The following is a 20,801-nucleotide window of genomic DNA, read 5'->3' as shown; positions in this document are numbered from 1 at the left end:
GATCGATCATGGACGACATCGTCAACGCCTTCGTACCTGGCACCCTGGTGCCGATTGCTGGAAAGGCCGGGGGGCCGCTCGACGGGCTGAGCTTCGCGGTGAAAGATCTGTTCGACGTCGCCGGCCTGCCGACCGGCGGCGGCAACCATGACTGGGCGCTGGTCAATCCCGAGCCTCAGCACCACGGCTGGGCCGTCCAGACCCTGCTCGACGCCGGCGCCAGCTTCGTCGGCAAGACGATTACCGACGAGGTCTCGCTCGGCATCCTCGGCGAAAACGCCTTCGACGGCACCCCGATCAACACCGCGGCGCCGGAGCGCGTGCCCGGCGGCTCGTCGTCGGGTTCGGCCGCCGCCGTCGCGGCGGGGCTGTGCGACACCGCGCTCGGCACCGACACCGGCGGCTCGGTGCGCGTGCCCGCGAGCTTCTGCGGGCTCTACGGCATCCGCCCGACGCATGGCCGCGTGGACACGACCGGCATGCTGCCGCAGGCGCCGAGTTCAGACACCACGGGCTGGTTCGCGCGCGATGCCGAGACCTTCGCCCGCGTCTCCACCGCGCTGCTGGGCGAGGCGCCGGGCGCGCTGCCGACGCGGCTGCTGATCGCGACGGATGCCTTCGCCTTCGCCGATCCGGAGGTGGCGGAAGCGCTCCAGCCCATGGTCGCGCGGCTGAGCCGGATCGTCGGCGAGGTCCGCGAGGAGATCATGGCGCCGCAGGGGCTCTCGGTCTGGGCGCGGGCGCAGCGGACGCTGCAGCCGGTCGAGGCCTGGAACACCTTCCGCCACTGGGTCGAGACCGCCAATCCGCGCATGGCCTTCAGCGTCGCAGCCGGCCTGCTCAACGGCGCGCGGATGCCGGAGGGCGAGCGGCAATGGGCCGAGATGATGCGGCTGGAGGCGCGCGCGCGGCTGCGCCAGCTGCTGCCGCCGGGCACGATCCTGTGCCTGCCGACGACCGCCTTCCCGGCGCCGCTGCGCGGGCTCTCTCAGCCGGCGCTGCAGCCGCTGAAGGACCGGATCAGCTGCCTCTGCGCGCAGGGCGGGCTCACGGGCTCGCCGCAGGTCAGCCTGCCCGGCGCGACCGTCAACGGGGCCCCTGTCGGCCTCTCCATCATCGGCGGACGCGGCACCGACGCCACGCTGATCGCCGTCGCCCGCGCCATGGGAGAAGCCGCATGACCGATCTCACCCCCAACCGGCCCGAAATCGTCGCCGAGGTCTCGGCGCTGTTCGAGGCCTATGAGCAGGCGCTGATCGACAAGAACGTCGATGTGCTCGACGCAACCTTCTGGAACAGCCCGCACACGATCCGCTACGCGCTGCACGAGAACGGCTACGGCTTCGACGAGATTCACGCCCACCGCGTCGCGCGCCCGCCGGGCCCGGGCATCAAGGAAAAGCGCATCCGGCTGGAGATCCTGACGCTGGGCCGCGACATCGCCACCGTGAACCTCGAGTTCAAGGTGCGCGGGCGCGACCTGATCGGCCGGCAGAGCCAGAGCTGGGTCCGCTTCCCGGAGCTGGGCTGGAAGGTGATCTCCGCCCATGTCTCGACCATGGACGGGCTGAAGCTCTACTGAGCCGCAAGCCGGCGCGCCGTCTCAGCGGCGGCGCAGCGGCTCGCGGGAGAGGCCCTGCGCCTCCAGCGCGTCGCAATAGGCCTGCATCTTCGCCTCGCCGGTTTCGCCGAGCTCGCGCAGATAGTCCCAGCCGAAGATGCCGGTGTCGTGCATGTCGTCGAAGGTCAGCTTCACGGCATAGTGACCGACCGGCTCGACCTTGAGGATCTCGACCTCGCGCTTGCCCGGGATGGTCTTCTTCTGCGTCGGGCCATGGCCCTGAACCTCGGCCGAGGGGCTTTCGACCCGCAGCAGTTCCGCGGCCAGCGCGTGGCTCGCCCCGTCGTCGAATGAGACGTGCAGGGTGCGACGGTCCTTCGAGAGACGGATCTCGGTCGGCCAGGACGACATGATGGGGCTCTCCGCCGGCGGGCCGCGACGATCGCCGCGCTTGACCTCGGCGGCTGCAATGCCAATGTCTGCGGCTCAACGCAATGCCGGGATGAGCGGCGCGCCGCCGCAGACCCGGTGACCGAACGGACAGACGCCGATCGTGCTCCTCGACAGCTCCCTGCCAGATGCCACCGCACGGACGGGTATCGCGCCCCTGGCGCGGCCCGTGCTGACCGATCCGTTCGGCCGCGACATCTCCTATCTGCGCATCTCGGTGACGGATCGCTGCGATTTCCGCTGCGTCTACTGCATGTCCGAGGACATGACCTTCCTGCCCAAGCGCGACCTGCTGACGCTGGAGGAGATCGACCGCCTGGCCACGGCCTTCGTGGCGCGGGGCACGCGCAAGCTGCGCCTGACCGGTGGCGAGCCGCTGGTGCGGCGCGACGTGATGAGCCTGTTCCGCTCGCTCTCGCGGCATCTCGCCACGGGCGCGCTGGAGGAGCTGACGCTGACCACGAACGGCTCCCTGCTCGACCGCTATGCGCAGGAAATGGCCGATTACGGCGTGCGGCGGATCAACGTCTCGCTCGACACGCTCGACCCCGACAAGTTCCGCCAGATCACGCGCTGGGGCGATCTCGACAAGGTGCTCGGCGGCATCGAGGCGGCGCGCAAGGCCGGGATGCGGGTCAAGATCAATGCGGTTGCGCTGAAGGGCGTCAACGAGGACGAGATCGAGAGCCTTATGGTTTGGGCGCATGGTCTCGGCATGGACCTGACGCTGATCGAGGTGATGCCGCTGGGCGAGATCGAGCCCGGGCGGATCGACCAGTTCCTGCCGCTCTCCGTGGTGCGGGCCCGGCTGATGGACCGCTACAACCTGGTCGAGGATCCCTACCGGACCGGCGGGCCGGCCCGCTATGTCCGGGTGCAGGAGACCGGTGGGCTGATCGGGTTCATCACGCCGTTGACGCACAACTTCTGCGAGAGCTGCAACCGCGTGCGTCTGACCTGCACGGGCACGCTCTACATGTGCCTCGGCCAGGAGGACGCCGCCGATCTGCGCGCACCGCTGCGCGCCTCCGGCGACGACGCGCTGCTGCACAAGGCGATGGAAGAGGCGATCTCGCGCAAGCCCAAGGGCCACGACTTCGTCATCGACCGCCGCCGCGCGAAACCCGCCGTCGGGCGCCATATGAGCGTCACCGGCGGCTGACGCCGTCAGGCCATTTTGCTTCCCCTAGGGCAGGTTTGGCGCGTCTTTTCGCGCGCAACGGCGCCTTGACGCCCCTCGCCAAAGGTCCGACGGTTGCGGGAGCGTGGAGGTTGCGAGCGTTTGATGATCAGGAGACTGCTGTTCCGGCTGGGGGCGATCGGACGATCCGTCCGGGGCTTCGTGCTCGACCTGCAGATCGCGCATCTGGCGATCATGGCGCTGCGCCTGTGGCCACGCCTGGCGCTGCTCGCCGTCGTGGTCGGCCTGCTGTGCGGCCTCTGCTTCGTCCTGGCGGGCCTCTGCGCCCGTAGCGTGCATCTCGCGCTGTCGCCGGCCTCTCCCAGCGGACTCGGCGCGGCGATCGGGGCCACCCTGGCCGGCGTGCTCGTCCTCGAACTCGCCGCCTTCGCCGCGACGGCCGCCCTCGCGGCGCTGCTGCAGATCGCCCGCGAGGTCGGCCGCCACCGCAGCGCGGTGCTGCTCGCGTTCTCGACCATCCTGGCCGTGGCCACCGCAATTGCCCTGCTGCGCGACGACGCCGCGCTGCGGGCCGATGGCCTGGCGGTCTTCGCCATCACCGCGCTGCTGCTGGCGCTGACGATCTGGTTCGAGCGCTGCTATCGCAACCCGGCCCGGCCGGGATTCCGCGATTTCCATGTCGACGTCGTCGAGGCGCGGCGCTTCATCCGCCGAGGCGCCCATGGCCTCTGAGCGCAGCGCAGGCGGGGCGCTGCCGCCAATCACGGCCCATTATCTGGCGGAGGTGGTCGAGGCCGGCCGCCACGGCGCCGCCGACGCGCTGGAGAACCAGCCCGCGCCCTCCTCCGCCGTGCCCTCGCAGACGGAAATGACGCTGCTGGCGCGGGTGATCGAGCTGTTCACGGCGATCCGCCAGGAGGCCTCGGCGACCCTGAACGGCCTCCAGGCCGAGATCGCCGCCCGGCGGGAAGCCTTCACGCAGGAGCGCTATGAGGGCCGCATCCGCTCGATCGAGGCCTCGATGCACGCGCTGCTCAACCGCCATGGCGGGGAGCTGGAACAGCGCGTCTACGACGCGCTGCGGGCCAAGCGCGAATACGAGTACTTCAGCTACATCCACAAGCGCACGGCCGACCCCAAGGTCGACAAATGGCAGTTCATCCTGCTGTTCCTGATCGTGCCGCTGACGCTGGAGAGCCTGCTCAACGGCAATTTCTTCGCGGAGGCGAGCGAGTTCGGCCTGGTCGGCGGGGCGGCGACCGCCGTCATCATCTCGGCGCTCAACATCGCGCTCGGATTCCTCGTAGGCCTCGGGCCGGCGCGCTACTGCCAGCATGTGCGCGCCACGCATCTGTTCTGGGCCCTGCCCGCCTATGTCGGCCTTATCATCCTGATCGTGATGTTCAACCTCGCCGTCGGGCACTACCGGGAGATGCTGATCGCGACGCCCGATGCGCGCTCGCTCCAGGTGCTGCCGCGGTTGCTGGAGAGCCCCTTCGCCATCGCCGAGCTGAAATCGGCCGCGCTCGTCATCATCGGCTGCATCGTCGCCTTCGCCGCCGCGGTGAAGGGCTATTCCGCCTTCGGCAGCTATCCGGGCCATGGCAGCGCCTACAAGCGCTGGCGGCAGCGCTGGGAGGCGGTCGAGGAGGAGCGGCGCCGTCTCGATGTCGCGCTTCTGCCCGAGCTGGAAGCCCTGCGCTCGCGCATCGACGGCTTCAAGGAGGACTGCGCCCGCGAGAGCAGCCGCCTCCAGGCCTCGAGAGCGGCGGCCGAAGAAGCCCGCGACCTCTACGCGGCGCGGCTCGGCCAGCTGCGCGCGGCCAAGGATGCCGCCCTCATGCAGTATCGCGAGGCCAATCTGCGGGTGCGGACCGACATGCCGCCCGCCTATTTTTCGCAGACCCTGAACGTCGCCGACATCGACCAGCCGACGCCGCTGGCGGAGTATGTGGCGCTGCGGGGACTGATCGACGATTTCGAGCGGCAGCTCGCCACCATGCCGGCGCTGGTGGAGGCGAAGCTGCGCGAACAGCTTGCGCTGGTCCGGGGGCTCGATCTCGCCGGCGAGATCGAGCGACTGAAGGCGCGGGCCGCCGAGGCCGGACGCGACGCGTTCGAGCAGGACGAGGCGACGCGGCGACAGATCCATGCGGATTTCGCCGCCATTGCTCGCGACAATTCTCGTCAGGTATCCGAACCACACCGTCATCCCGGACGCAGCGAAGCGGAGCTCCGGAATCCATCATAGGACCCTGCGCTCCATGATGGATCCCGGGGCAGGCCCGGGATGACGCCCGGTGTTTCCGAGGCTCGAAGGACTGAGACAGAAGCCATGAAGAGCGAAAGCTGGGCGATCGTCGCCTCGATCCTGGCGGGCGTCGCGCTGGTCGGCTTCTTCGCCGCACCGTCGCTGCTGAAGGGCCCGCCGCGCGACCCCGACTCGCTGTGCCTCAAATCCGGGGCCGTCGGCCACACGCTGGTCCTCGTCGACAAGAGCGATCCGTGGAGCGAGGTCCAGGCCGGGCGCCTGAAGCGGCTGGTCAAGCAGATCGGCGACGGCCTGCCCGCGGACCGGATGCTCTCGATCTACGTCTTCAACGACGCCTTCGAGCCCGGTTTTCCGCCCCTGCTGTCGCTGTGCAACCCCGGGCGCACGGCGAGCGAGCTGATCGGCAATCCGCGGCGCGACTACATCCGCTGGGTGGAGAAGTTCGGGCGGCCGCTCGACGAGGCGCTGGCGGTGCTGACGCAGCCGGCGAAGGGCAATCTCTCGCCGATCGTGGAGGCGGTCGGCGACGTGGTGTCGCGCCCCGAGACGCGGGTCCGCGAGGGCGACAAGTCGCTCGTCCTGGTCTCGGACATGCTGCAGAACTCGGGGCAGTTCTCGGTCTTCGGCAGCAATCCGGCGACGCGCGATCCCGAACGGCTCAAACGCCTCGTCACCAAGGTCTGGCAGGAGTCGGGGGCGCGGGACTGGAAGCTGCAGGTCCACCAGGTTCAGGGCGTCTATGATCCGACGCGGCTCGAACAGGCGAGCACGCTCTGGCAGCAGGCCTTGCGCGGCGCCGGCGTTGCCGTCGTCTGGGAGCGGCTCTGAGCCAAAGCGGCCCGAGCGCCCGTCTACATCCCGTAGGCCATGCGCACGCCGCCCCAGTGGCGGCCGTTGATGCGCACGGGAGCATCGACCTCGCGCACCATCTCGTGGACCCCGCCGCCCATGTCGCGCAGATAGGACTGGACGAGGAAGGGGCGCACCGAACGCGCCGCCGCGATGCCGGCACGATCGTCAAAGATGCGCCGGTTGCGGGAATGCGCCGCGTTCCAGACCGGATCGCCCGGCCGCTGCGGCAGCGCATAGGCCGCGTTGTGGACGGGAATGTAGCCGTTGCGGTCGATCGCAACGGTAAAGAGCAGCCGAGGGTCGGACGCGATGGACCGCGCCAGCAGCGGCGGCAGGATCTCCTCCAGCACCGCCAGGGCGCGGTTGCGGTGTTGCTGCGGGTCCGTCTCGGCGATGGCGACATAGTCGACATCGAACAGATCGCCCTCGCTCAGTCGGGCGCGCGCCAGGGCCTCCGAGAACAGGGCCTCGACGGCGGCGGCGAAGGCATGGGTGCGTTCGATGAGCGGCCGATAGCCGCTCTCGGTCCGCTCGAGCAGTTCGTCGAGCAGCCGGGCATGCTCGAAGCTCTGGTCGTCGAACGCCATGTGCAGGCCGAGATCGCTGACCGCCGCCAGCCGGCAGGGCATCGGCGGCAGATCGGCGATGGCGAGACTGCCACAGAGGCCGGGCGCGAGTTCGCCCTGCTCGGGACGGGCGATCAACGCACCGCCACGGCCGATATCGATCGTCCGGCTGCCGAAGTGACGGGCGCCGAGCCGGACCTCGACCGGATGCTCGGCGGGAAAGCGGTCATGCTGGCGCCGGTCGGCGAAGGAGGAGTGCCGCAAGGTCGGGATGAAGCGGCGCAGCATCCCGCCGGCCAGACTGGCGCCCCGGGCCGTCGCCTTGCGGGCGCTGGCGCTCTCGGTCGCGGCCGACAGGGCGACGCGGTCGATCTCCGCCACGCGCTCGGCGACGGTCTCGACGAAACGGGCCGTCTCGCCGGCATTGCGCGACAGTTCGGCGGTGGCCGCCGCCTGCTCCTGCGAGGCATGGCCGATGGCGGCGATGACGGGATTGACGTCACGCACCATCTGCAGCGCATCGGTCACGATCGCGGCCGACCCGTGCGCCGCCTGGGTCAGCCGGTCGACGCGGTTGCGGATATGGTCGACGGCCTCGCGCACCTCGACGGAGAGGACCTTGACCTCCTGCGCGACGACGCCGAAGCCGCGGCCGGCCTCCCCCGCCCGGGCGGCCTCGATCGACGCGTTCAGGGCGAGCAGATTGGTCTGGCGGGCGATCTCGGCAATCGAATCGACGATGCCGCGGATCTCGGCCGTCGCCTTGGCGAGGCCCGTCATCATCTCCGTCGCCTCACCGGCACGGATCGCGGCGGCATCGAGGCGCTCGCGCGCATGGCTCATGGAGCAGCCGATCTCCTCGGCGGATTCCGAGACCTGCTGCGAGGCGGTCACCAGCGCGGCCGAGTTGGCGCTGGCGGTGGCGGTGGCCTCCCGCATCGCCAGGACGCTGTCGTGAATCGCGCCGGAGCGCGTCTCGGACTGTGTCGAGAACTGTTCGGCGCGGCCGAGATCCGTGGCCAGCCGCCGCATCGCCGCCACGACATCCTGCTCGAGCACGGAGACAGCTTCGCGATCGGCGAGGGTAACGATTTCGGCGGGGAGCGGCGCGGCTGCAGGCAATGCCTCCATGGCCGCCGCGGGCCCAGCGGTGCGCGCCTGGCTTCGACGGCTCAGCCAGCGTCGAACCCTGCCCTGCATCAGCCCATCCAGTCCCTTCGCCCCGCAGTTCCTTATGGTTCATCAACGTTAAGAAAGACTGACCATTGTGTTGGAGTCGGTGCCCGGACGCGCTGGCGAGCATGGACCGCCCCGGCCTGTGCCTGTAAGCCTCCGGAACCGGCGCTTCGTCCGCGTACCGGTCCCCTCCTCCTCTTTCCCGCTTTCCCACGAGCGCCGAGATGAACAGCAACAGCTATGACGTGATCGTCGCGGGTGTCGGCGCCATGGGCTCAGCCGCCTGCTGGCATCTGGCGCAGCGCGGCCTGCGCGTGCTGGGGCTGGAGCGCTTCGACCTCGGCCACACCATGGGCTCCTCGCACGGGCTGACGCGGATCATCCGGCTGGCCTATTTCGAAGGCTCGAAATATGTGCCGATCGTGCAGCGCGCGCATGAGCTCTGGCAGAAGACGGGCGACGAGGCCGGGCTGAAGCTGCTGCACGTCACAGGGTCGCTCGATCTCGCGCCGGCAGGCTCCGGCGAGGTCGAAGCCTCGCTGCAATCCTGCCTGGACCATGGGCTCGAGCACGAGCAACTCGACGGCCAGGAGATCGCGCGGCGGTTCCCGGGCTTCTCGCTCCCGTCTGGCCACATCGGGCTGTGGCAGCCCGGCGGCGGCTTCGTCGCCTCCGAGAAGGCGATCTTCGCCCATGTCGGGCTCGCCCAGTCGCGCGGCGCCGATATCCGCACCAACGAGCCGATGCTCGACTGGGCGCCGACCGCCGACGGCGGCGTGACGGTCAGGACGGCGCGCGGCACCTACAGCGCCGGGCGACTCGTCATCACCTCGGGCGGCTGGATCGCCGACGCGGTGCCTTCGCTGGCCCGGACGGTGACGACGGTCCGCCAGGCAATCGGCTGGTTCACCACGCGAAAGCCCGAGCTCTATCGCGAGGGCGTCTTCCCGGTGTTCATCCTCACGGTCGAGGAAGGCCATTTCTACGGCTTCCCGCTCTACGAACATCCCGGCTTCAAGCTGGGCGGGCCGCATTTCGGGCGCGAGCCGATGGACCCGCGCGAGGACGACCGCACGCCGAGCTCCCGGCAGGTCGAGCTGATCCGCGCCTGCCTCGCCCGCTACCTGCCGAATGCGGCGGGCGAGCCATTGACGCTGAAGGGCTGCGTCTACAGCGTGACGCCGGACGAGGACTTCATCATCGACAGCGTGCCGGGCGTGCCGCAGGCGGTCTTCGCCTCCTGCTGCTCGGGGCATGGCTTCAAATTCGCCAGCGCCATCGGCGAGATCCTGGCCGATCTGTCCGACAGCGGCCGCTCGCGCTTCGACCTCGCGCCCTTCTCGCTGGCGCGCTTCGCGGCCTGAGACGAAAGAAACCAGCCGCGTGGCCAGCCCCGAGCAGAACCGACGCGGAATCATCGCCATGCTGGCCGCAATGGCGCTGTTCGTCTGCAACGACGCGCTGATGAAGCTCGCCCGCGAGGTCTATCCGGCGGGCCAGGCGATCACGCTGCGGACGGGCTTCGCCCTGATCATCGCGCTCGGCCTGGTCCTCGCCTTCCGGGAGGGCGGCAAGCTGCGCCTCGCGCTGCGGCCGATCGTGCTGCTGCGCGGGCTGATCGACGCCGGGGTGACGCTGACCTTCATCTGGGCGCTGGCCGAGATGCCGCTGGCCGACGTCACCGCCATCCTGCTGGCATCGCCGATCATCATCGTCGTGCTCGCGGTGGTGCTGCGGATCGAGCGCGTCGGCTGGCGCCGCACCGCCGCGGTCTTCATCGGGTTCTGCGGGGTGCTGGTCGTCCTGCGGCCCGCCACCGATTCCTTCAACGCCGCGGCCCTGGTGGCGCTGGCGAGTGCCTGCCTCGCCGCCGGCCGCGACCTGCTGACGCGCAAGATCGGCAACGAGATCCCCTCCACCGTGATCGCGCTGATGACGACGGCCATCGTCGGGGTCGTGGCCTGCGGCTACGGGCTGCTGGAGGTCTGGCAGCCGGTCTGGCGGCGCGAGACGTCCTATGTCGCCGCCGCGGCGGCGCTGATGGCCGCCGGCAGCATCTGCATCATCAGCGCCTATCGCAACACGGATGTCGGCGTGGTCTCCGGCTATCGCTATTCGGTCGTCATCCTCGCGGTGATCATGGGCTATCTGGTCTGGGGTGAGGTGCCCGACCCAATCGCCGGGCTCGGCATCGCGATGATCGTGGCCAGCGGGCTCTACACCATGCACCGGCAGCAGGTGGTGCCGCAGTCGCAGCTCAAGCTGCCGAGCACGCCCCCGACATGAGCGCCAGCACCCTGAAGCCGACCCTGACGGTGCTGGTCGCGATGTCGGCCCTGCAGCCGATCGCGCTCAACCTGCTCGCGCCGGCGGCGCCGGCGCTCTCGCGCCATTTCGGCTCGAGCTATGCCACGATCCAGCTCGCGCTGACGCTGTTCCTGGTCGCGGTCGCGCTGACCCAGCTCGTCAGCGGGCCGCTCTCCGACCGCTTCGGACGCCGTCCCTGCGTCAATGCCGGCATCGCGCTGTTCATCGCCGGCTCGGCGCTCGGCGCGCTCGCACCGTCGATCGAGATCCTGCTGCTGGCGCGCATCCTGGAGGGGGCCGGCTCGGGCTCCGTCTTTGCGCTCTCGCGCGCGATCATCCGCGACACGGCCAACCGGGACGAGGCCGCCAGCCAGATCGCCACCGTGACGATGGTCATGGTCATCGCGCCGATGATCGCGCCCTGGCTCGGCGGGCAGATCGAAACCGCCTTCGGCTGGCGGATGATCCTCTGGTTCATGACCGTCAGCGGCGTGATCGTGCTCTTGCTGACCCTGGTGAAACTGCCCGAGACGGCGCCGAACCTGGGAGAGCGCACACCGCTGCTCGGCGTGTTCCGGGCCTTCCCGACCCTGATCGTCAACCGCGTCTTCGTGCTCAACGTGATCGCGGTCTCGACCAGTTCAGCCGCCTTCTTCGCCTTCATCGCGGCGGCGCCCTATATCGTCGTCGAAACGATGGGGCGCGGCAGCGACACCTACGGCGCCTATTTCATCCTGAACGCGGCCGGCTACATGGTCGGCAACTATGCGATGGCGCGGCTGGTCATGAAGATCGGCGCGCCGCGCATGGTCCATCTCGGGCTGGTCATCTCCTCCATCGCGATGACGGTGGCCGTGCCGCTCTCGCTGAGGGCGGACTGGTCGCCGATCATGCTGTTCCTGCCGCTGGCGCTGAACGCGATCGGCAACGGCATGACGATCCCGGGCTCGACCGCCGAGGCGCTCTCGGCCCGGCCCGACCTCGCCGGCTCGGCCGCCGGGCTGATGGGCGCGCTGCAACTCGGCTTCAGCGCGCTGATGACGGTGGCGATCAGCCTCGTGGTGACGATCTGGCCGCCCTCGCTCGTCGTGCTGATGTGGCTTTTGACGATCATCGGGATGATCGCGATCCATTTCGGCCGGCGCGGGGCGGCGGCGCGGGGCTGAGGCCGCCGCGACGCCGCAGACCTGTCCTCACTCCTCGAGGCGGGCGATCAGGCTGGACGTATCCCAGCGGCGGCCGCCGAGCTTCTGGACCTCGGCGTAGAACTGGTCGACCAGCGCGGTGACGGGGAGCTGCGCGCCGTTGCGGCGGGCCTCCTCCAGCACGATGCCGAGATCCTTGCGCATCCAGTCGACGGCGAAGCCGAAATCGAACTTGCCGGCATTCATCGTCTTGCCGCGGTTCTCCATCTGCCAGGAACCGGCGGCGCCCTTCGAGATCACCTCGAGCATGGCCTCGACGTCGAGACCGGCGCGCTTGGCGAAATGGACTCCTTCGGAGAGGGCCTGGACGAGGCCGGCGATGCAGATCTGGTTGACCATCTTGGTGAGCTGGCCGGAGCCGGCAGGGCCCATCAGCTTGCACATGCGGGCGTAGGCCGCGATCACCGGCTCGGCGCGGGCGTAGGCCTCGGGCTCGCCGCCGCACATCACGGTGAGCACGCCGTTCTCGGCGCCCGCCTGGCCGCCGGAGACGGGCGCATCGACAAAGCCGAAGCCCCCGGCCTGGGCCGCCGCGGCGAGTTCGCGCGCGACATTGGCCGAGGCGGTGGTGTGGTCGACGAAGATCGCGCCCTTCTCCATGCCGGCGAAGGCGCCCTGCTCGCCCAGCGTCACCGAGCGCAGATCGTCATCGTTGCCGACGCAGGCGAAGACGATCTCCTGGCCCTTGGCGGCATCGGCGGGCGTCGGCGCCGAGACGCCGGCATGCTGCGAGACCCAGGCCTGAGCCTTCGTCGGGTTGCGGTTGTAGACGGTGACCTCATGGCCCTTGGCCCTGAGGTGACCCGCCATGGGATAGCCCATGACGCCGAGACCGATGAACGCGACTTTGGCCATGTTTCGCTCCGCTTGGCTGTTTTTGATTTCGTCATGGGCTTTAGCCTGCGGCTGCCCCTCTGCAAAGGCGCGCGGCTGTGCTGCCGCATATGCGCGATGACGCGGTGTCGGTTGTGAGCGGCCCGGGATGCGGCTAGGCAGCCGGCCATGACGATCTCCAATGACGACGACCTCAAGAACCTGCAGGACATCGGCCGCATCGTCGCGCAGACGCTGGCCGCCATGGGACGGGCGATCGAACCGGGCATGACGACCGCCGAGCTCGACCGGATCGGGCGGGCCCTGCTGGAACGGGAGGGCGCGCGCTCGGCGCCGGAACTGGACTACGATTTTCCGGGCGCAACCTGCATCAGCGTCAATGACGAAATCGCGCATGGCATCCCCGGCGCGCGGCGGATCGAGGCCGGCGACCTCGTCAACATCGACGTCTCCGCCGAGAAGGCAGGCTTCTATTCGGATACCGGCGCCTCCTTCGCCGTGCCGCCCGTGGCCCGCAGGACGGAGCGGCTCTGCCGCGACGGGCGGCGCGCGCTCTGGGTCGGGATCGGGCAGGTCGGCGCCGGCAAGCCGCTCTCCGGGATCGGCGATGCGATCGGCCGCTTCGCCGAAAACAATCGCTACACGCTGGTGCGCAATCTCGCGAGCCACGGCGTCGGGCGCTCGCTCCATGAGGAGCCCACGGAACTCGCCACCTGGCCGGACCGGTCCGAGCGCCGGGTGATGCAGAAGGGCCAGGTCTTCACCATCGAGCCCTTCCTCTCACTGGGTGCGAACTGGGCCGAGAACGGCGAGGATCCCTGGACGCTCTATGGCGAGCCGCGCGCACCGACCGTGCAATACGAGCACACGCTGGTCGCCACCGCCAACGGCGCGATGGTGCTGACGCTGCCGGCGTGACCACGACCGTTCGCCCGGCGCTCAGCGCAGGGCCATGTGCCGCGTCAGCCTCAGCTCCAGCCGGTCCCAGACGCGGCGGACGATCTCGACCAGCAGCAGATAGATCAGCGCCGCGTAGAGGTAGATCGACAGGTCGAAGGAGCGCGAGAAGGCGAGCCGCGTCGCGCCCATCAGGTCGTAGAGGGTCACCAGCGAGGCCAGCGCGCTCGACTTGATCATCACGATCAGCTCGTTGCCGAGCGGGCGCAGCGCCAGGATCATCGCCTGCGGCAGGATGACGTGGCGCAGGCTCGACCAGCGGTGCAGGCCGAGCGCCAGCGCGCCCTCGAACTGGCCGCGCGAGATGGACTGGATGGCGCCGCGCAGGATCTCGGCCTGATAGGCGGCCGTGTTGATCACGAAGGTCAGGAGCGCGCAGTAGAAGGGCTCGCGGAAGAACCACCAGAGGCCGAGATCGGTCCAGAACAGGCGGAACTGGCCGAGCCCGTAATAGACCAGGAAGAGCTGGCAGAGCAGCGGCGTGCCACGGAAGAAGGTTGTGTAGCCGTTGATCAGGACCTGCGCCCAGCGCGGCCCGTAGAGCCGCGCCACGGCGAGCCCGATCGCGAGCACAAAACCGAGCGACACCGAGATCGCGACGAGCTGGAGCGTCAGCCCGACGCCGGTGGCCATCCGGCAGCCATAGTTCTGCAGGACTTCGCTGCCGACGGCCCAGCCCGGATACTCGCACCAGGTCATCGCGTCGCGCCCCCGAAGGCGGCGATGCCGCGGTTGGCGCGGGCTTCCATCCGGCCGATGCCCCAGGCCGAGATCATCGAGAAAACCAGATAGATCGCCATCGCCGCGCCGAAGAACAGGAACGGCTCCTTGGTCGCGACATTGGCGCGGGTGGTGATGAACATGATGTCCGGCAGGGTGATGACCGAGACCAGCGAGGTCTCCTTTAGCAGCACCATCCAGTTGTTGCCGAGGCCGGGCAGCGCGACGCGGATCAGCTGCGGGAACACGACGAGGCGGAAGGCCTGGCCCTTGGACAGGCCCAGCGCCGCGGCGGCCTCGCGCTGGCCCTTGGGAATCGAATTGAGAGCGCCGACCCAGACCTCGCTGGAGAAGGCCGAGAGCACCACGCCGAGCGCAACCATGCCGGCGACGAAGGGCGGCATCGAGAAGGAGCCCGGCAGGCCGAGCCAGCGCCACGCCTCCTGCAGCAGGACCTGGACGCCGAAATAGATGATGTAGAGCGTCAGCAGCTCGGGGACGCCGCGGAAGACGGTGGTGTAGGCCGTGGCCAGTATGCGCAGGACAGAACTCTGCGAACGGGCCCCGAGCGCGACGACGAGCCCGAGCGCGAGGCCGAAGGGAAGGGTCGCGAGCGCGATCGAGATGGTGATGCCCGCGCCCTGCAGCAGGGCGAGGCCCCAGCCGCCATCGCCGAAACCGAGCAGGGCGAACTTGTCGAACATCGATGAGGGGTGCCGGGCCTTTGAGGCGTGAGCCGGCGCGGGGGAGCCGCGCCGGCCGCGAATGCTGGGCCGATCAGAGGATCGGGATCTTGAAGTACTTGTCGGCGATCTTCTTGTGCGAGCCGTCGGCGATGGTCTCGGCGATGGCCTTGTCGAACAGCGCCTTCAGAGCGGTGTCCTCCTTGCGGACGGCGCCACCGACGCCGGGGCCGTGGATCGTGGGATCGCGGGTGATCTCGCCGATCTTCTTGCAGCAGTCCTTGCCCTTGCCGGCAAGGAAATCCTCCAGCGCCAGCGAATCCGCGATGACATAGTCGAGGCGGCCGTTGATCAGGTCGAGATTGGCCTCTTCCTGGGTCGGATACGGACGGATGGTGGAGTCCTTGTAGTATTTCTCGGCGTAGTTGGTGTGGATGGTCGAGCCCTGGACGCCGATCGCCTTGCCCTTCAGGGCAGCGGGCGAGAAATCTGCCGAGGTCGTCGTCTTCGGGCCGATGATCCAGATCGGCGTCTTGGTATAGACCGCCGTGAAGTCGACGCGCTTCTTGCGCTCGTCGGTGGCGTTCATGCCGGCGATGATGATGTCGTACTTGTTGGAGAGCAGCGCCGGGATGATGCCGTCCCAGTCCTGCACGACCCAGGTGCACTTCACCTTCATCCGCTCGCAGAGCAGGTTGCCGTAGTCGATCTCGAAGCCCTCGAGCTCCTTCTTGGCGTTGAGGTTGTTGAAGGGCGGATAGGCGCCTTCGGTGCCGATCCGGACTTCCTTCCACTCCTTGGCCTGCGCCAGGGCGCCGCTGGCTCCGACGGCCGTCAGCAACACGGCGGCGATGACTCGTGCGAAACCTTTCATGGTACCTCCCACTGGGTTCGGCCAGCCGGGCTTTCGCGGGCCCGTTGCCGGCTCTGCCCACAGATTGGGCGATAGCGAGGCCAGGCCGCAAGTGGGCGCGCGCAGCTTTTCTGGGCCCGTGCGCCGATTTATGCGGCAGGGCCAAGAAGGGGCGTGGCGGACCGAAATCCGGCCGTCAGCGCGCGGCCCGGGCGCGCTGGTCCAGCAGCGCGACGACCCAGATCAGGAAGCCGGCGAGGGCGAGGCCGGTGCCGACCCAGCCGGTCGAGGTCCAGCCATATCCGGCGGCGATGGCGAGGCCACCGAGCCAGGGGCCGAGCGCGTTCGCCGTGTTGAAGGCGGAGTGGTTGAGCGCCGCGGCCAGCGTCTGCGCCTCGCCGGCGACATCCATCAGCCGCGTCTGCAGCATCGCGCCCAGACCGCCGCTGGTGCCGATCAGGAAGACCACGATCGAGATCGTCCAGATGTTGCCGGCTGCCAAGGGAAACAGGGCGAGCGCCGCTGCGGTCCACAGCAGCATGCCGCCGATCGAGGGCATCAGCGCGCGGTCAGCGGCCCAGGCGCCGGCGAGCGTGCCCGCCGTCAGGCCGAGCCCGAAGATGCCGAGCACGAGCGGCACCAGCGCCGGCGAGACGCGCGTCACCTCCATCAGCGTCGAGGCCAGATAGGTATAGACGGCGAACATGCCGCCGAATCCGATCGCGCCGATGGCCAGCGTCAGCCAGACTTGGCGGCTGCGCAGCGCGCTGAGCTCCCGCAGCGGACTCGCCCCCGGCACCACCCGATCGCGCGGGGCATAGGCGAAGATCAGCGCCATGGTCAGCAGCGCCAGCAGCGCGACGATGCCGAAGCCCCAGCGCCAGCCCAACACCTGGCCGATGCCGTTGGCGAGCGGCACGCCGACGATGGTCGCGACCGTGAGGCCGAGCATGACCCGTGCGACGGCCTGGGCGCGCCGGTTGGGCGGTGCGATCGAGGCTGCGACGAGGGCGGCCACGCCGAAATAGGCGCCGTGCGGCAGGCCGCTCAGGAAGCGGAAGACCAGCATCCACTCATAGCTCGGCGCCAGCGCGCTCAGCAGGTTCGCGACGCCGAAGACCGCCATCAGGCCGATCAGCAGCGTCCGCCGGGCGATTTTTGCCGCCAGCACCGCGATCACCGGGGCGCCGACGACGACGCCGAGCGCATAGGCGCTGATGACGTGGCCGGCCGTCGGTTCGTCGATGCCAAGACCGACCGAGAAATAGGGAACGAGGCTCATCACCGCGAATTCGGTGGTGCCGATCGCAAAGCCGCCCATCGCCAGGGCGAGCATGACCAGGCCGGCATGGTGCTGGCGCGTCTCGCCCGCCTGGCGCGAGGCGGCCGGAAGGGGCGAGCGGGTTTCGGTGGCGCAGGTCATGGTGGCGTGGTCCGGTTCACGGCAATGCAGCCATCACGTTGCATTGCAGCATGATGCCATAGCGATGCGGCAGCCGGCAGATCAACCGGGCACCCGTCGCCTCACCATTCCGTCAGCGCATGGATGGCGCGCCCGGCTCTGGACGGCGGTGCCGTTGTCTCCTACCCAGCAGCGATCCTCCCGCCGCGGGAGCCCTCCCAGATCGAGTTGCGCCCGTGATCCCCTGGACCCTGCTGGACACGGCCACCCTGCCCGGCGCTGCGGGGCGGGAGTTGCGGCTGAAGCGACGTGGCGCCGAGTTCTCGATCATGCTCGGCACGATCGAGCTGATGAACAGCCGTCTCAGCGGCTCGGAAGAAGCCCTCGCCACGCTCGTCGCAACGCGGCTGGCGGGACGCACCAAGCCGCGCATCCTGATCGGCGGGCTCGGCATGGGCTTCACGCTGCGCGCGGCGCTGGCGAGTTTTCCGGCCGGGGCCGAGATCACGGTGTCGGAACTGATCCCCGCCGTGGTCGACTGGGCGAGAGGGCCGATGGCGGACCTCTTCGCCGGCTGCCTCGACGATCCCCGCGTCACGATCGCGGTCCAGGATGTCGGCCGCGTCATCGCGGACGGCGCCGGGCGCTACGACGCGATCCTGCTCGATGTCGACAACGGGCCGGAGGCGCTGACGGTCGCCGCCAACGACCGGCTCTACGAGGATGGCGGACTCGGCCTGGCCAAGGCGGCGCTACGCCCCGGCGGCATCCTGGCGGTCTGGTCGCAGGGGCCCGACCGACGCTTCACGGGGCGGCTGCGCCATGCCGGCTTCGCGGTCGAGGAGGTGATGGTGCGGGCTCACCGTGGCAAGTCCGGCGCCCGCCACATCATCTGGCTGGCCCGGAAAGCGTGAGCGTCCTCCTCAGGGACGCCCCTTCCCCAGTGCCCGCGCCTCGGCGATCAGGCAGAGTTCGGTGAAGAGCACCTGCGCCGCACAATGGGCGGTGTTCGAGGTCGCGTCGTATTGCGGGGCGATCTCGACGACGTCGGCTGCGACGATGTCGGCGCCCTTCAGCCCGCGCAGGATGGCGAGCGCCTCGCGCGGGGTCAGCCCGCCGACCTCGGGCGTGCCGGTGCCCGGCGCGAAGGCGGGATCGAGCGAATCGACGTCGAAGGAGACGTAGGTCGGCCCGTCGCCGATCACGGCCCGCGCCTTCGCGATGACGGCCTCAATGCCGAGCCCATCGACCTCGTCGGCATGGATCACGGTCATGCCGCTCTCATAGGAGAACTCCCAGAGATATTCGGCGCCGCCGCGAATGCCGATCTGGATGACGCGCTGCGGGTCCAGCACGCCGTCGAGCACGGCCTGCCGGAACGGGCCGCCATGATGGAACTTCGAGCCTTCATAGGGGCCCGACGTGTCGCAATGGGCGTCGATATGGACCATGCCGACGGGGCGCCTGGCGCCGACCGCCCTCAGGATCGAATAGGTGATCGAATGGTCGCCGCCGACGGCCAGCGGCGAGACGCCGGCCTCGACGATGGTGCGGAAGGTCGCCTCGATGTCCTCGTGGCAGCTTTCGAGCGAGTAGCGCGAGCGAAAGGGCACGTCGCCGATATCGGCCGCCTTGAGCATGCCGAGCGGCGCGGTGCCCATGACATGGTCCATCGGGCCGATGCGCTCGATGGCGCGCACGGCGCGGGGGCCCAGCCGCGTGCCGGCCCGGTTGGTGACACCGAGATCCATGGGCAGGCCGATGATCGCGACGTCGAGGCCGCCGAGATCGGGCAGGCCGAGCGCATCGGGGCGGTAGGGCGCGCCGAGGAAGGTCGCGACGTCCGAGAAGGGCCATTTGCGTTTGTCGCCCTTGAACTGGTCGGCCGCGACCCGCGCGAAATGGGGATCGTGGATGTCGGCACCGCTGGCGTCGGCGTAGCGCGCCCGGAGTTTCGCGAGCTTGTCCTGGTCCATGATCCCTCCCCTTGGCGGCCCCTCAGGCCGGCAGACGTTCGAGCAGCGTGACGGAGCCGCCCTGATAATCGGCCGACCGATAGCGCTTGTACCCGAGCTTGGCGGCGACCCGGAAGGAGGCGTCGTGCGCGGGATCGATCATGCAGACGCAGCGCCGGTCGCCCTGCGTCGCGGCAAACCAGCCTTGCGCCGCCAGCGCCGCCTCGGTCGCATAGCCCCTGCCCTGCGCCCCGGCGGCGAGAATCCAGCCGATCTCGGGCGCCGCGTCGAAATCGGGCCCGAGGCCCCGGCGGCCGTAGAACAGCCCGACCTCGCCGATGACGGCACCGCCCGCCTTCTCCTCGACCATGAACAGGCCATGTCCGAACAGCGACCAGTGTCCGGCCGCGCGCAGCAGGCGCTGCCAGGCCTCCTCGCGATCGAGCGTGCGGCCGCCGACGAAGCGCACGACAGAAGGATCACTGCGCCACGCGTGGAGCGCGTCGAGATCATCGGCGCGGGGTGGGCGCAGTCGCAGGCGTTCGGTGTCGAGCATCGGCTGCATTAACCACCTCCGGGAGCGCTCGGCCAAGGGGGCGCGCGACCTAGTCGAAAGTTGAATACGACCTGCCCGAAAAGGCTCGCGAAGTCCGACGCCTTCCTCTAGAAAGCCGAGCAAGTCTCAATGCTTGGCGACGGCGGCTGAACCGCGTCCCACCCATCACGACACTCGGTCTACCGAGTTACAATCGAGGAGATGTCCCGAGATGAAGCGCCGTCAGTTTATCCAGACCGCCACCGCCGGCGCCGCCGCCGCGGCGATCGCCTCCCCCGCCGTCGCGCAGGCGAATCCCGAGGTGAAGTGGCGCCTGGCGTCCTCCTTCCCGAAGTCGCTCGACACCATCTATGGCGGTGCCGAGGTCATGGCCAAGATGGTCTCCGAGCTGACCGACGGGAAGTTCCAGATCCAGGTCTTCGCGGCGGGTGAAATCGTCCCGGCGCTGCAGGCGGCCGACGCCGTGACCAACGGCACTGTCGAGATGTGCCACACCGTGTCCTACTACTATGTCGGCAAGGACCCGACCTTCGCGGTGGCGGCCTCCGTGCCGTTCGGCCTAAACGCGCGCGGCCAGAACGCCTGGCTCTACCAGGGCGGCGGCAACGACCTGTTCAACGAGTTCTACAAGAAGTTCAACATCCACGGCCTGCCCTGCGGCAACACCGGCGCCCAGATGGGTGGCTGGTTCCGCAAGGAGATCAAGACGCCGGCCGACCTGCAGGGCCTGAAGATGCGCATCGGCGGCATCGCCGGCCAGGTGCTCGCCAAGCTCGGCGTCGTGCCGCAGCAGATCGGCGGCGGCGACATCTACCCGGCGCTGGAAAAGGGCACCATCGACGGCGCCGAGTGGGTCGGCCCCTATGACGACGAGAAGCTCGGCTTCTCCAAGGTCGCGCCGTTCTACTACTATCCGGGCTTCTGGGAGGGTGGCCCCACCGTCCACGCCTTCGTCAACCTGGAGAAGTGGAACGCGCTGCCGAAGGCCTATCAGGCCGCGCTCACCGCCGCCTGCACCTACGCCAACACCCAGATGGCGGCCCGCTACGACATGCAGAACCCGGCGGCGCTGAAGCGCCTCGTCGGCGCCGGCACCCAGCTGCGCCCGTTCTCGCAGGAGATCCTCGAGGCCTGCCTGAAGGCGTCCAACGAACTCTACAGCGAGATCTCGGCCAAGAACCCCGAGTTCAAGAAGGCGATCGACTCGATGGCCGCCTTCCGCGGCGACCAGTATCTCTGGTGGCAGGTGGCGGAGCTCAGCTTCGACGTCTTCCAGGTGCGCTCGCGCGCCCGCTGATGGCACTCGGGGAC

Annotated in this window: 21 protein-coding genes; 12 read left to right on the top strand and 9 right to left on the bottom strand. The window is 69.2% G+C overall.

Annotated elements, in window-relative coordinates:
* Positions 1-8: 8 nt before the first annotated feature.
* Complete coding sequence (locus tag BSY19_RS13125; protein WP_069054562.1) at positions 9-1,181, top strand: amidase; 1,173 nt, start codon at positions 9-11, stop codon at positions 1,179-1,181.
* Complete coding sequence (gene hpxZ, locus BSY19_RS13120) at positions 1,178-1,582, top strand: oxalurate catabolism protein HpxZ (RefSeq protein ID WP_069054561.1); 405 nt, start codon at positions 1,178-1,180, stop codon at positions 1,580-1,582. The genes BSY19_RS13125 and hpxZ overlap by 4 nt, the downstream gene beginning before the upstream one ends.
* A 21-nt stretch (positions 1,583-1,603) precedes the next feature.
* Here hpxZ and BSY19_RS13115 read toward each other — a convergent pair whose 3' ends face one another.
* A complete protein-coding gene (locus tag BSY19_RS13115) occupies positions 1,604-1,972 on the bottom strand; it encodes a gamma-butyrobetaine hydroxylase family protein (RefSeq protein ID WP_069054560.1) in 369 nt (122 codons plus the stop codon).
* Between the two features lie 187 nt (positions 1,973-2,159).
* On the opposite strand from BSY19_RS13115, the gene moaA reads away from it, so the two are divergent.
* From moaA to BSY19_RS13095, 4 genes are all read left to right on the top strand, one after another.
* Positions 2,160-3,173: a GTP 3',8-cyclase MoaA gene (gene moaA / locus BSY19_RS13110; protein WP_236840569.1), complete on the top strand. Its 1,014-nt coding sequence runs from the start codon at positions 2,160-2,162 to the stop codon at positions 3,171-3,173.
* A gap of 123 nt (positions 3,174-3,296) precedes the next feature.
* Positions 3,297-3,884, top strand: coding sequence for a hypothetical protein (locus BSY19_RS13105; RefSeq protein WP_069054559.1), 588 nt, complete (start codon positions 3,297-3,299; stop codon positions 3,882-3,884).
* The gene (locus BSY19_RS13100) at positions 3,874-5,403 is read left to right on the top strand and encodes a hypothetical protein (protein ID WP_069054558.1); all 1,530 of its coding nucleotides are present in this window, start codon (positions 3,874-3,876) and stop codon (positions 5,401-5,403) included. The genes BSY19_RS13105 and BSY19_RS13100 overlap by 11 nt, the downstream gene beginning before the upstream one ends.
* Before the next feature lie 84 nt (positions 5,404-5,487).
* Positions 5,488-6,252, top strand: coding sequence for a hypothetical protein (locus tag BSY19_RS13095; protein ID WP_069054557.1), 765 nt, complete (start codon positions 5,488-5,490; stop codon positions 6,250-6,252).
* Positions 6,253-6,275: 23 nt separating this feature from the next.
* Here BSY19_RS13095 and BSY19_RS13090 read toward each other — a convergent pair whose 3' ends face one another.
* Complete coding sequence (locus BSY19_RS13090; RefSeq protein WP_069054556.1) at positions 6,276-7,973, bottom strand: methyl-accepting chemotaxis protein; 1,698 nt, start codon at positions 7,971-7,973, stop codon at positions 6,276-6,278.
* 269 nt (positions 7,974-8,242) lie between these two features.
* On the opposite strand from BSY19_RS13090, the gene solA reads away from it, so the two are divergent.
* Genes solA through BSY19_RS13075 form a run of 3 tightly spaced genes read left to right on the top strand, consistent with a single transcriptional unit; the run spans position 8,243 to position 11,491 of the window.
* Complete coding sequence (gene solA / locus BSY19_RS13085; protein WP_069054555.1) at positions 8,243-9,382, top strand: N-methyl-L-tryptophan oxidase; 1,140 nt, start codon at positions 8,243-8,245, stop codon at positions 9,380-9,382.
* 19 nt (positions 9,383-9,401) lie between these two features.
* Entirely contained in the window at positions 9,402-10,304 is a 903-nt protein-coding gene (locus tag BSY19_RS13080; protein ID WP_069054554.1) for a DMT family transporter, read from the top strand.
* A complete protein-coding gene (locus tag BSY19_RS13075) occupies positions 10,301-11,491 on the top strand; it encodes a multidrug effflux MFS transporter (RefSeq protein WP_069054553.1) in 1,191 nt (396 codons plus the stop codon). The genes BSY19_RS13080 and BSY19_RS13075 overlap by 4 nt, the downstream gene beginning before the upstream one ends.
* Before the next feature lie 27 nt (positions 11,492-11,518).
* Here the strand turns inward: BSY19_RS13075 and BSY19_RS13070 are convergent, their stop codons facing one another.
* Positions 11,519-12,514 carry an NAD(P)-dependent oxidoreductase gene (locus tag BSY19_RS13070; RefSeq protein WP_335622341.1) on the bottom strand — a complete coding sequence of 332 codons (996 nt, stop codon included), beginning with the start codon at positions 12,512-12,514 and terminating at the stop codon, positions 11,519-11,521.
* A gap of 18 nt (positions 12,515-12,532) precedes the next feature.
* Here BSY19_RS13070 and map point away from each other — a divergent pair, with 18 nt between their 5' ends.
* Positions 12,533-13,282, top strand: a complete 750-nt coding sequence (map, locus tag BSY19_RS13065) for a type I methionyl aminopeptidase (protein ID WP_069054551.1) — start codon at positions 12,533-12,535, stop codon at positions 13,280-13,282.
* 21 nt (positions 13,283-13,303) lie between these two features.
* Here the strand turns inward: map and BSY19_RS13060 are convergent, their stop codons facing one another.
* The 4 genes from BSY19_RS13060 to BSY19_RS13045 form a co-directional block, all read right to left on the bottom strand.
* On the bottom strand, positions 13,304-14,020 hold the full coding sequence (locus tag BSY19_RS13060; protein ID WP_069054550.1) for an ABC transporter permease: 717 nt from the start codon (positions 14,018-14,020) through the stop codon (positions 13,304-13,306).
* Positions 14,017-14,745, bottom strand: a complete 729-nt coding sequence (locus BSY19_RS13055) for an ABC transporter permease (RefSeq protein ID WP_069054549.1) — start codon at positions 14,743-14,745, stop codon at positions 14,017-14,019. The genes BSY19_RS13060 and BSY19_RS13055 overlap by 4 nt, the downstream gene beginning before the upstream one ends.
* A gap of 73 nt (positions 14,746-14,818) precedes the next feature.
* Complete coding sequence (locus tag BSY19_RS13050; protein WP_069054548.1) at positions 14,819-15,598, bottom strand: transporter substrate-binding domain-containing protein; 780 nt, start codon at positions 15,596-15,598, stop codon at positions 14,819-14,821.
* Between the two features lie 175 nt (positions 15,599-15,773).
* Positions 15,774-17,000 carry an MFS transporter gene (locus BSY19_RS13045; protein ID WP_069054547.1) on the bottom strand — a complete coding sequence of 409 codons (1,227 nt, stop codon included), beginning with the start codon at positions 16,998-17,000 and terminating at the stop codon, positions 15,774-15,776.
* Positions 17,001-17,215: 215 nt separating this feature from the next.
* Between BSY19_RS13045 and BSY19_RS13040 the strand changes: the two genes are divergently transcribed.
* Complete coding sequence (locus BSY19_RS13040; protein WP_069054546.1) at positions 17,216-17,893, top strand: spermidine synthase; 678 nt, start codon at positions 17,216-17,218, stop codon at positions 17,891-17,893.
* Between the two features lie 9 nt (positions 17,894-17,902).
* Here BSY19_RS13040 and speB read toward each other — a convergent pair whose 3' ends face one another.
* Both speB and BSY19_RS13030 read right to left on the bottom strand, forming a co-directional pair.
* Complete coding sequence (speB, locus tag BSY19_RS13035) at positions 17,903-18,955, bottom strand: agmatinase (RefSeq protein WP_210184427.1); 1,053 nt, start codon at positions 18,953-18,955, stop codon at positions 17,903-17,905.
* Between the two features lie 22 nt (positions 18,956-18,977).
* A complete protein-coding gene (locus BSY19_RS13030; RefSeq protein WP_069054544.1) occupies positions 18,978-19,499 on the bottom strand; it encodes a GNAT family N-acetyltransferase in 522 nt (173 codons plus the stop codon).
* Positions 19,500-19,701: 202 nt separating this feature from the next.
* Between BSY19_RS13030 and BSY19_RS13025 the strand changes: the two genes are divergently transcribed.
* Entirely contained in the window at positions 19,702-20,787 is a 1,086-nt protein-coding gene (locus BSY19_RS13025; RefSeq protein ID WP_069054543.1) for a TRAP transporter substrate-binding protein, read from the top strand.
* Positions 20,788-20,801 lie beyond the last annotated feature (14 nt).

It is taken from the genome of Bosea sp. RAC05 (assembly GCF_001713455.1).
Classification (GTDB): domain Bacteria; phylum Pseudomonadota; class Alphaproteobacteria; order Rhizobiales; family Beijerinckiaceae; genus Allobosea.
Note: the sequence above shows the minus strand (reverse complement) of the source record. Positions and strands in the feature narration are given on the sequence as shown.

Bases quoted from the DNA above. Each gene is read 5' to 3' on its own strand.
- speB (WP_210184427.1), bottom strand. From the start codon at position 18,955: ATGGACCAGGACAAGCTCGCGAAACTCCGGGCGCGCTACGCCGACGCC.
- hpxZ (WP_069054561.1), top strand. From the start codon at position 1,178: ATGACCGATCTCACCCCCAACCGGCCCGAAATCGTCGCCGAGGTCTCG.
- BSY19_RS13045 (WP_069054547.1), bottom strand. From the start codon at position 17,000: ATGACCTGCGCCACCGAAACCCGCTCGCCCCTTCCGGCCGCCTCGCGC.
- BSY19_RS13090 (WP_069054556.1), bottom strand. From the start codon at position 7,973: ATGGAGGCATTGCCTGCAGCCGCGCCGCTCCCCGCCGAAATCGTTACC.
- BSY19_RS13105 (WP_069054559.1), top strand. From the start codon at position 3,297: ATGATCAGGAGACTGCTGTTCCGGCTGGGGGCGATCGGACGATCCGTC.
- BSY19_RS13115 (WP_069054560.1), bottom strand. From the start codon at position 1,972: ATGTCGTCCTGGCCGACCGAGATCCGTCTCTCGAAGGACCGTCGCACC.
- BSY19_RS13055 (WP_069054549.1), bottom strand. From the start codon at position 14,745: ATGTTCGACAAGTTCGCCCTGCTCGGTTTCGGCGATGGCGGCTGGGGC.
- BSY19_RS13050 (WP_069054548.1), bottom strand. From the start codon at position 15,598: ATGAAAGGTTTCGCACGAGTCATCGCCGCCGTGTTGCTGACGGCCGTC.
- BSY19_RS13075 (WP_069054553.1), top strand. From the start codon at position 10,301: ATGAGCGCCAGCACCCTGAAGCCGACCCTGACGGTGCTGGTCGCGATG.
- BSY19_RS13030 (WP_069054544.1), bottom strand. From the start codon at position 19,499: ATGCAGCCGATGCTCGACACCGAACGCCTGCGACTGCGCCCACCCCGC.
- BSY19_RS13100 (WP_069054558.1), top strand. From the start codon at position 3,874: ATGGCCTCTGAGCGCAGCGCAGGCGGGGCGCTGCCGCCAATCACGGCC.
- solA (WP_069054555.1), top strand. From the start codon at position 8,243: ATGAACAGCAACAGCTATGACGTGATCGTCGCGGGTGTCGGCGCCATG.
- BSY19_RS13025 (WP_069054543.1), top strand. From the start codon at position 19,702: ATGAAGCGCCGTCAGTTTATCCAGACCGCCACCGCCGGCGCCGCCGCC.
- map (WP_069054551.1), top strand. From the start codon at position 12,533: ATGACGATCTCCAATGACGACGACCTCAAGAACCTGCAGGACATCGGC.
- BSY19_RS13095 (WP_069054557.1), top strand. From the start codon at position 5,488: ATGAAGAGCGAAAGCTGGGCGATCGTCGCCTCGATCCTGGCGGGCGTC.
- BSY19_RS13125 (WP_069054562.1), top strand. From the start codon at position 9: ATGGACGACATCGTCAACGCCTTCGTACCTGGCACCCTGGTGCCGATT.
- BSY19_RS13060 (WP_069054550.1), bottom strand. From the start codon at position 14,020: ATGACCTGGTGCGAGTATCCGGGCTGGGCCGTCGGCAGCGAAGTCCTG.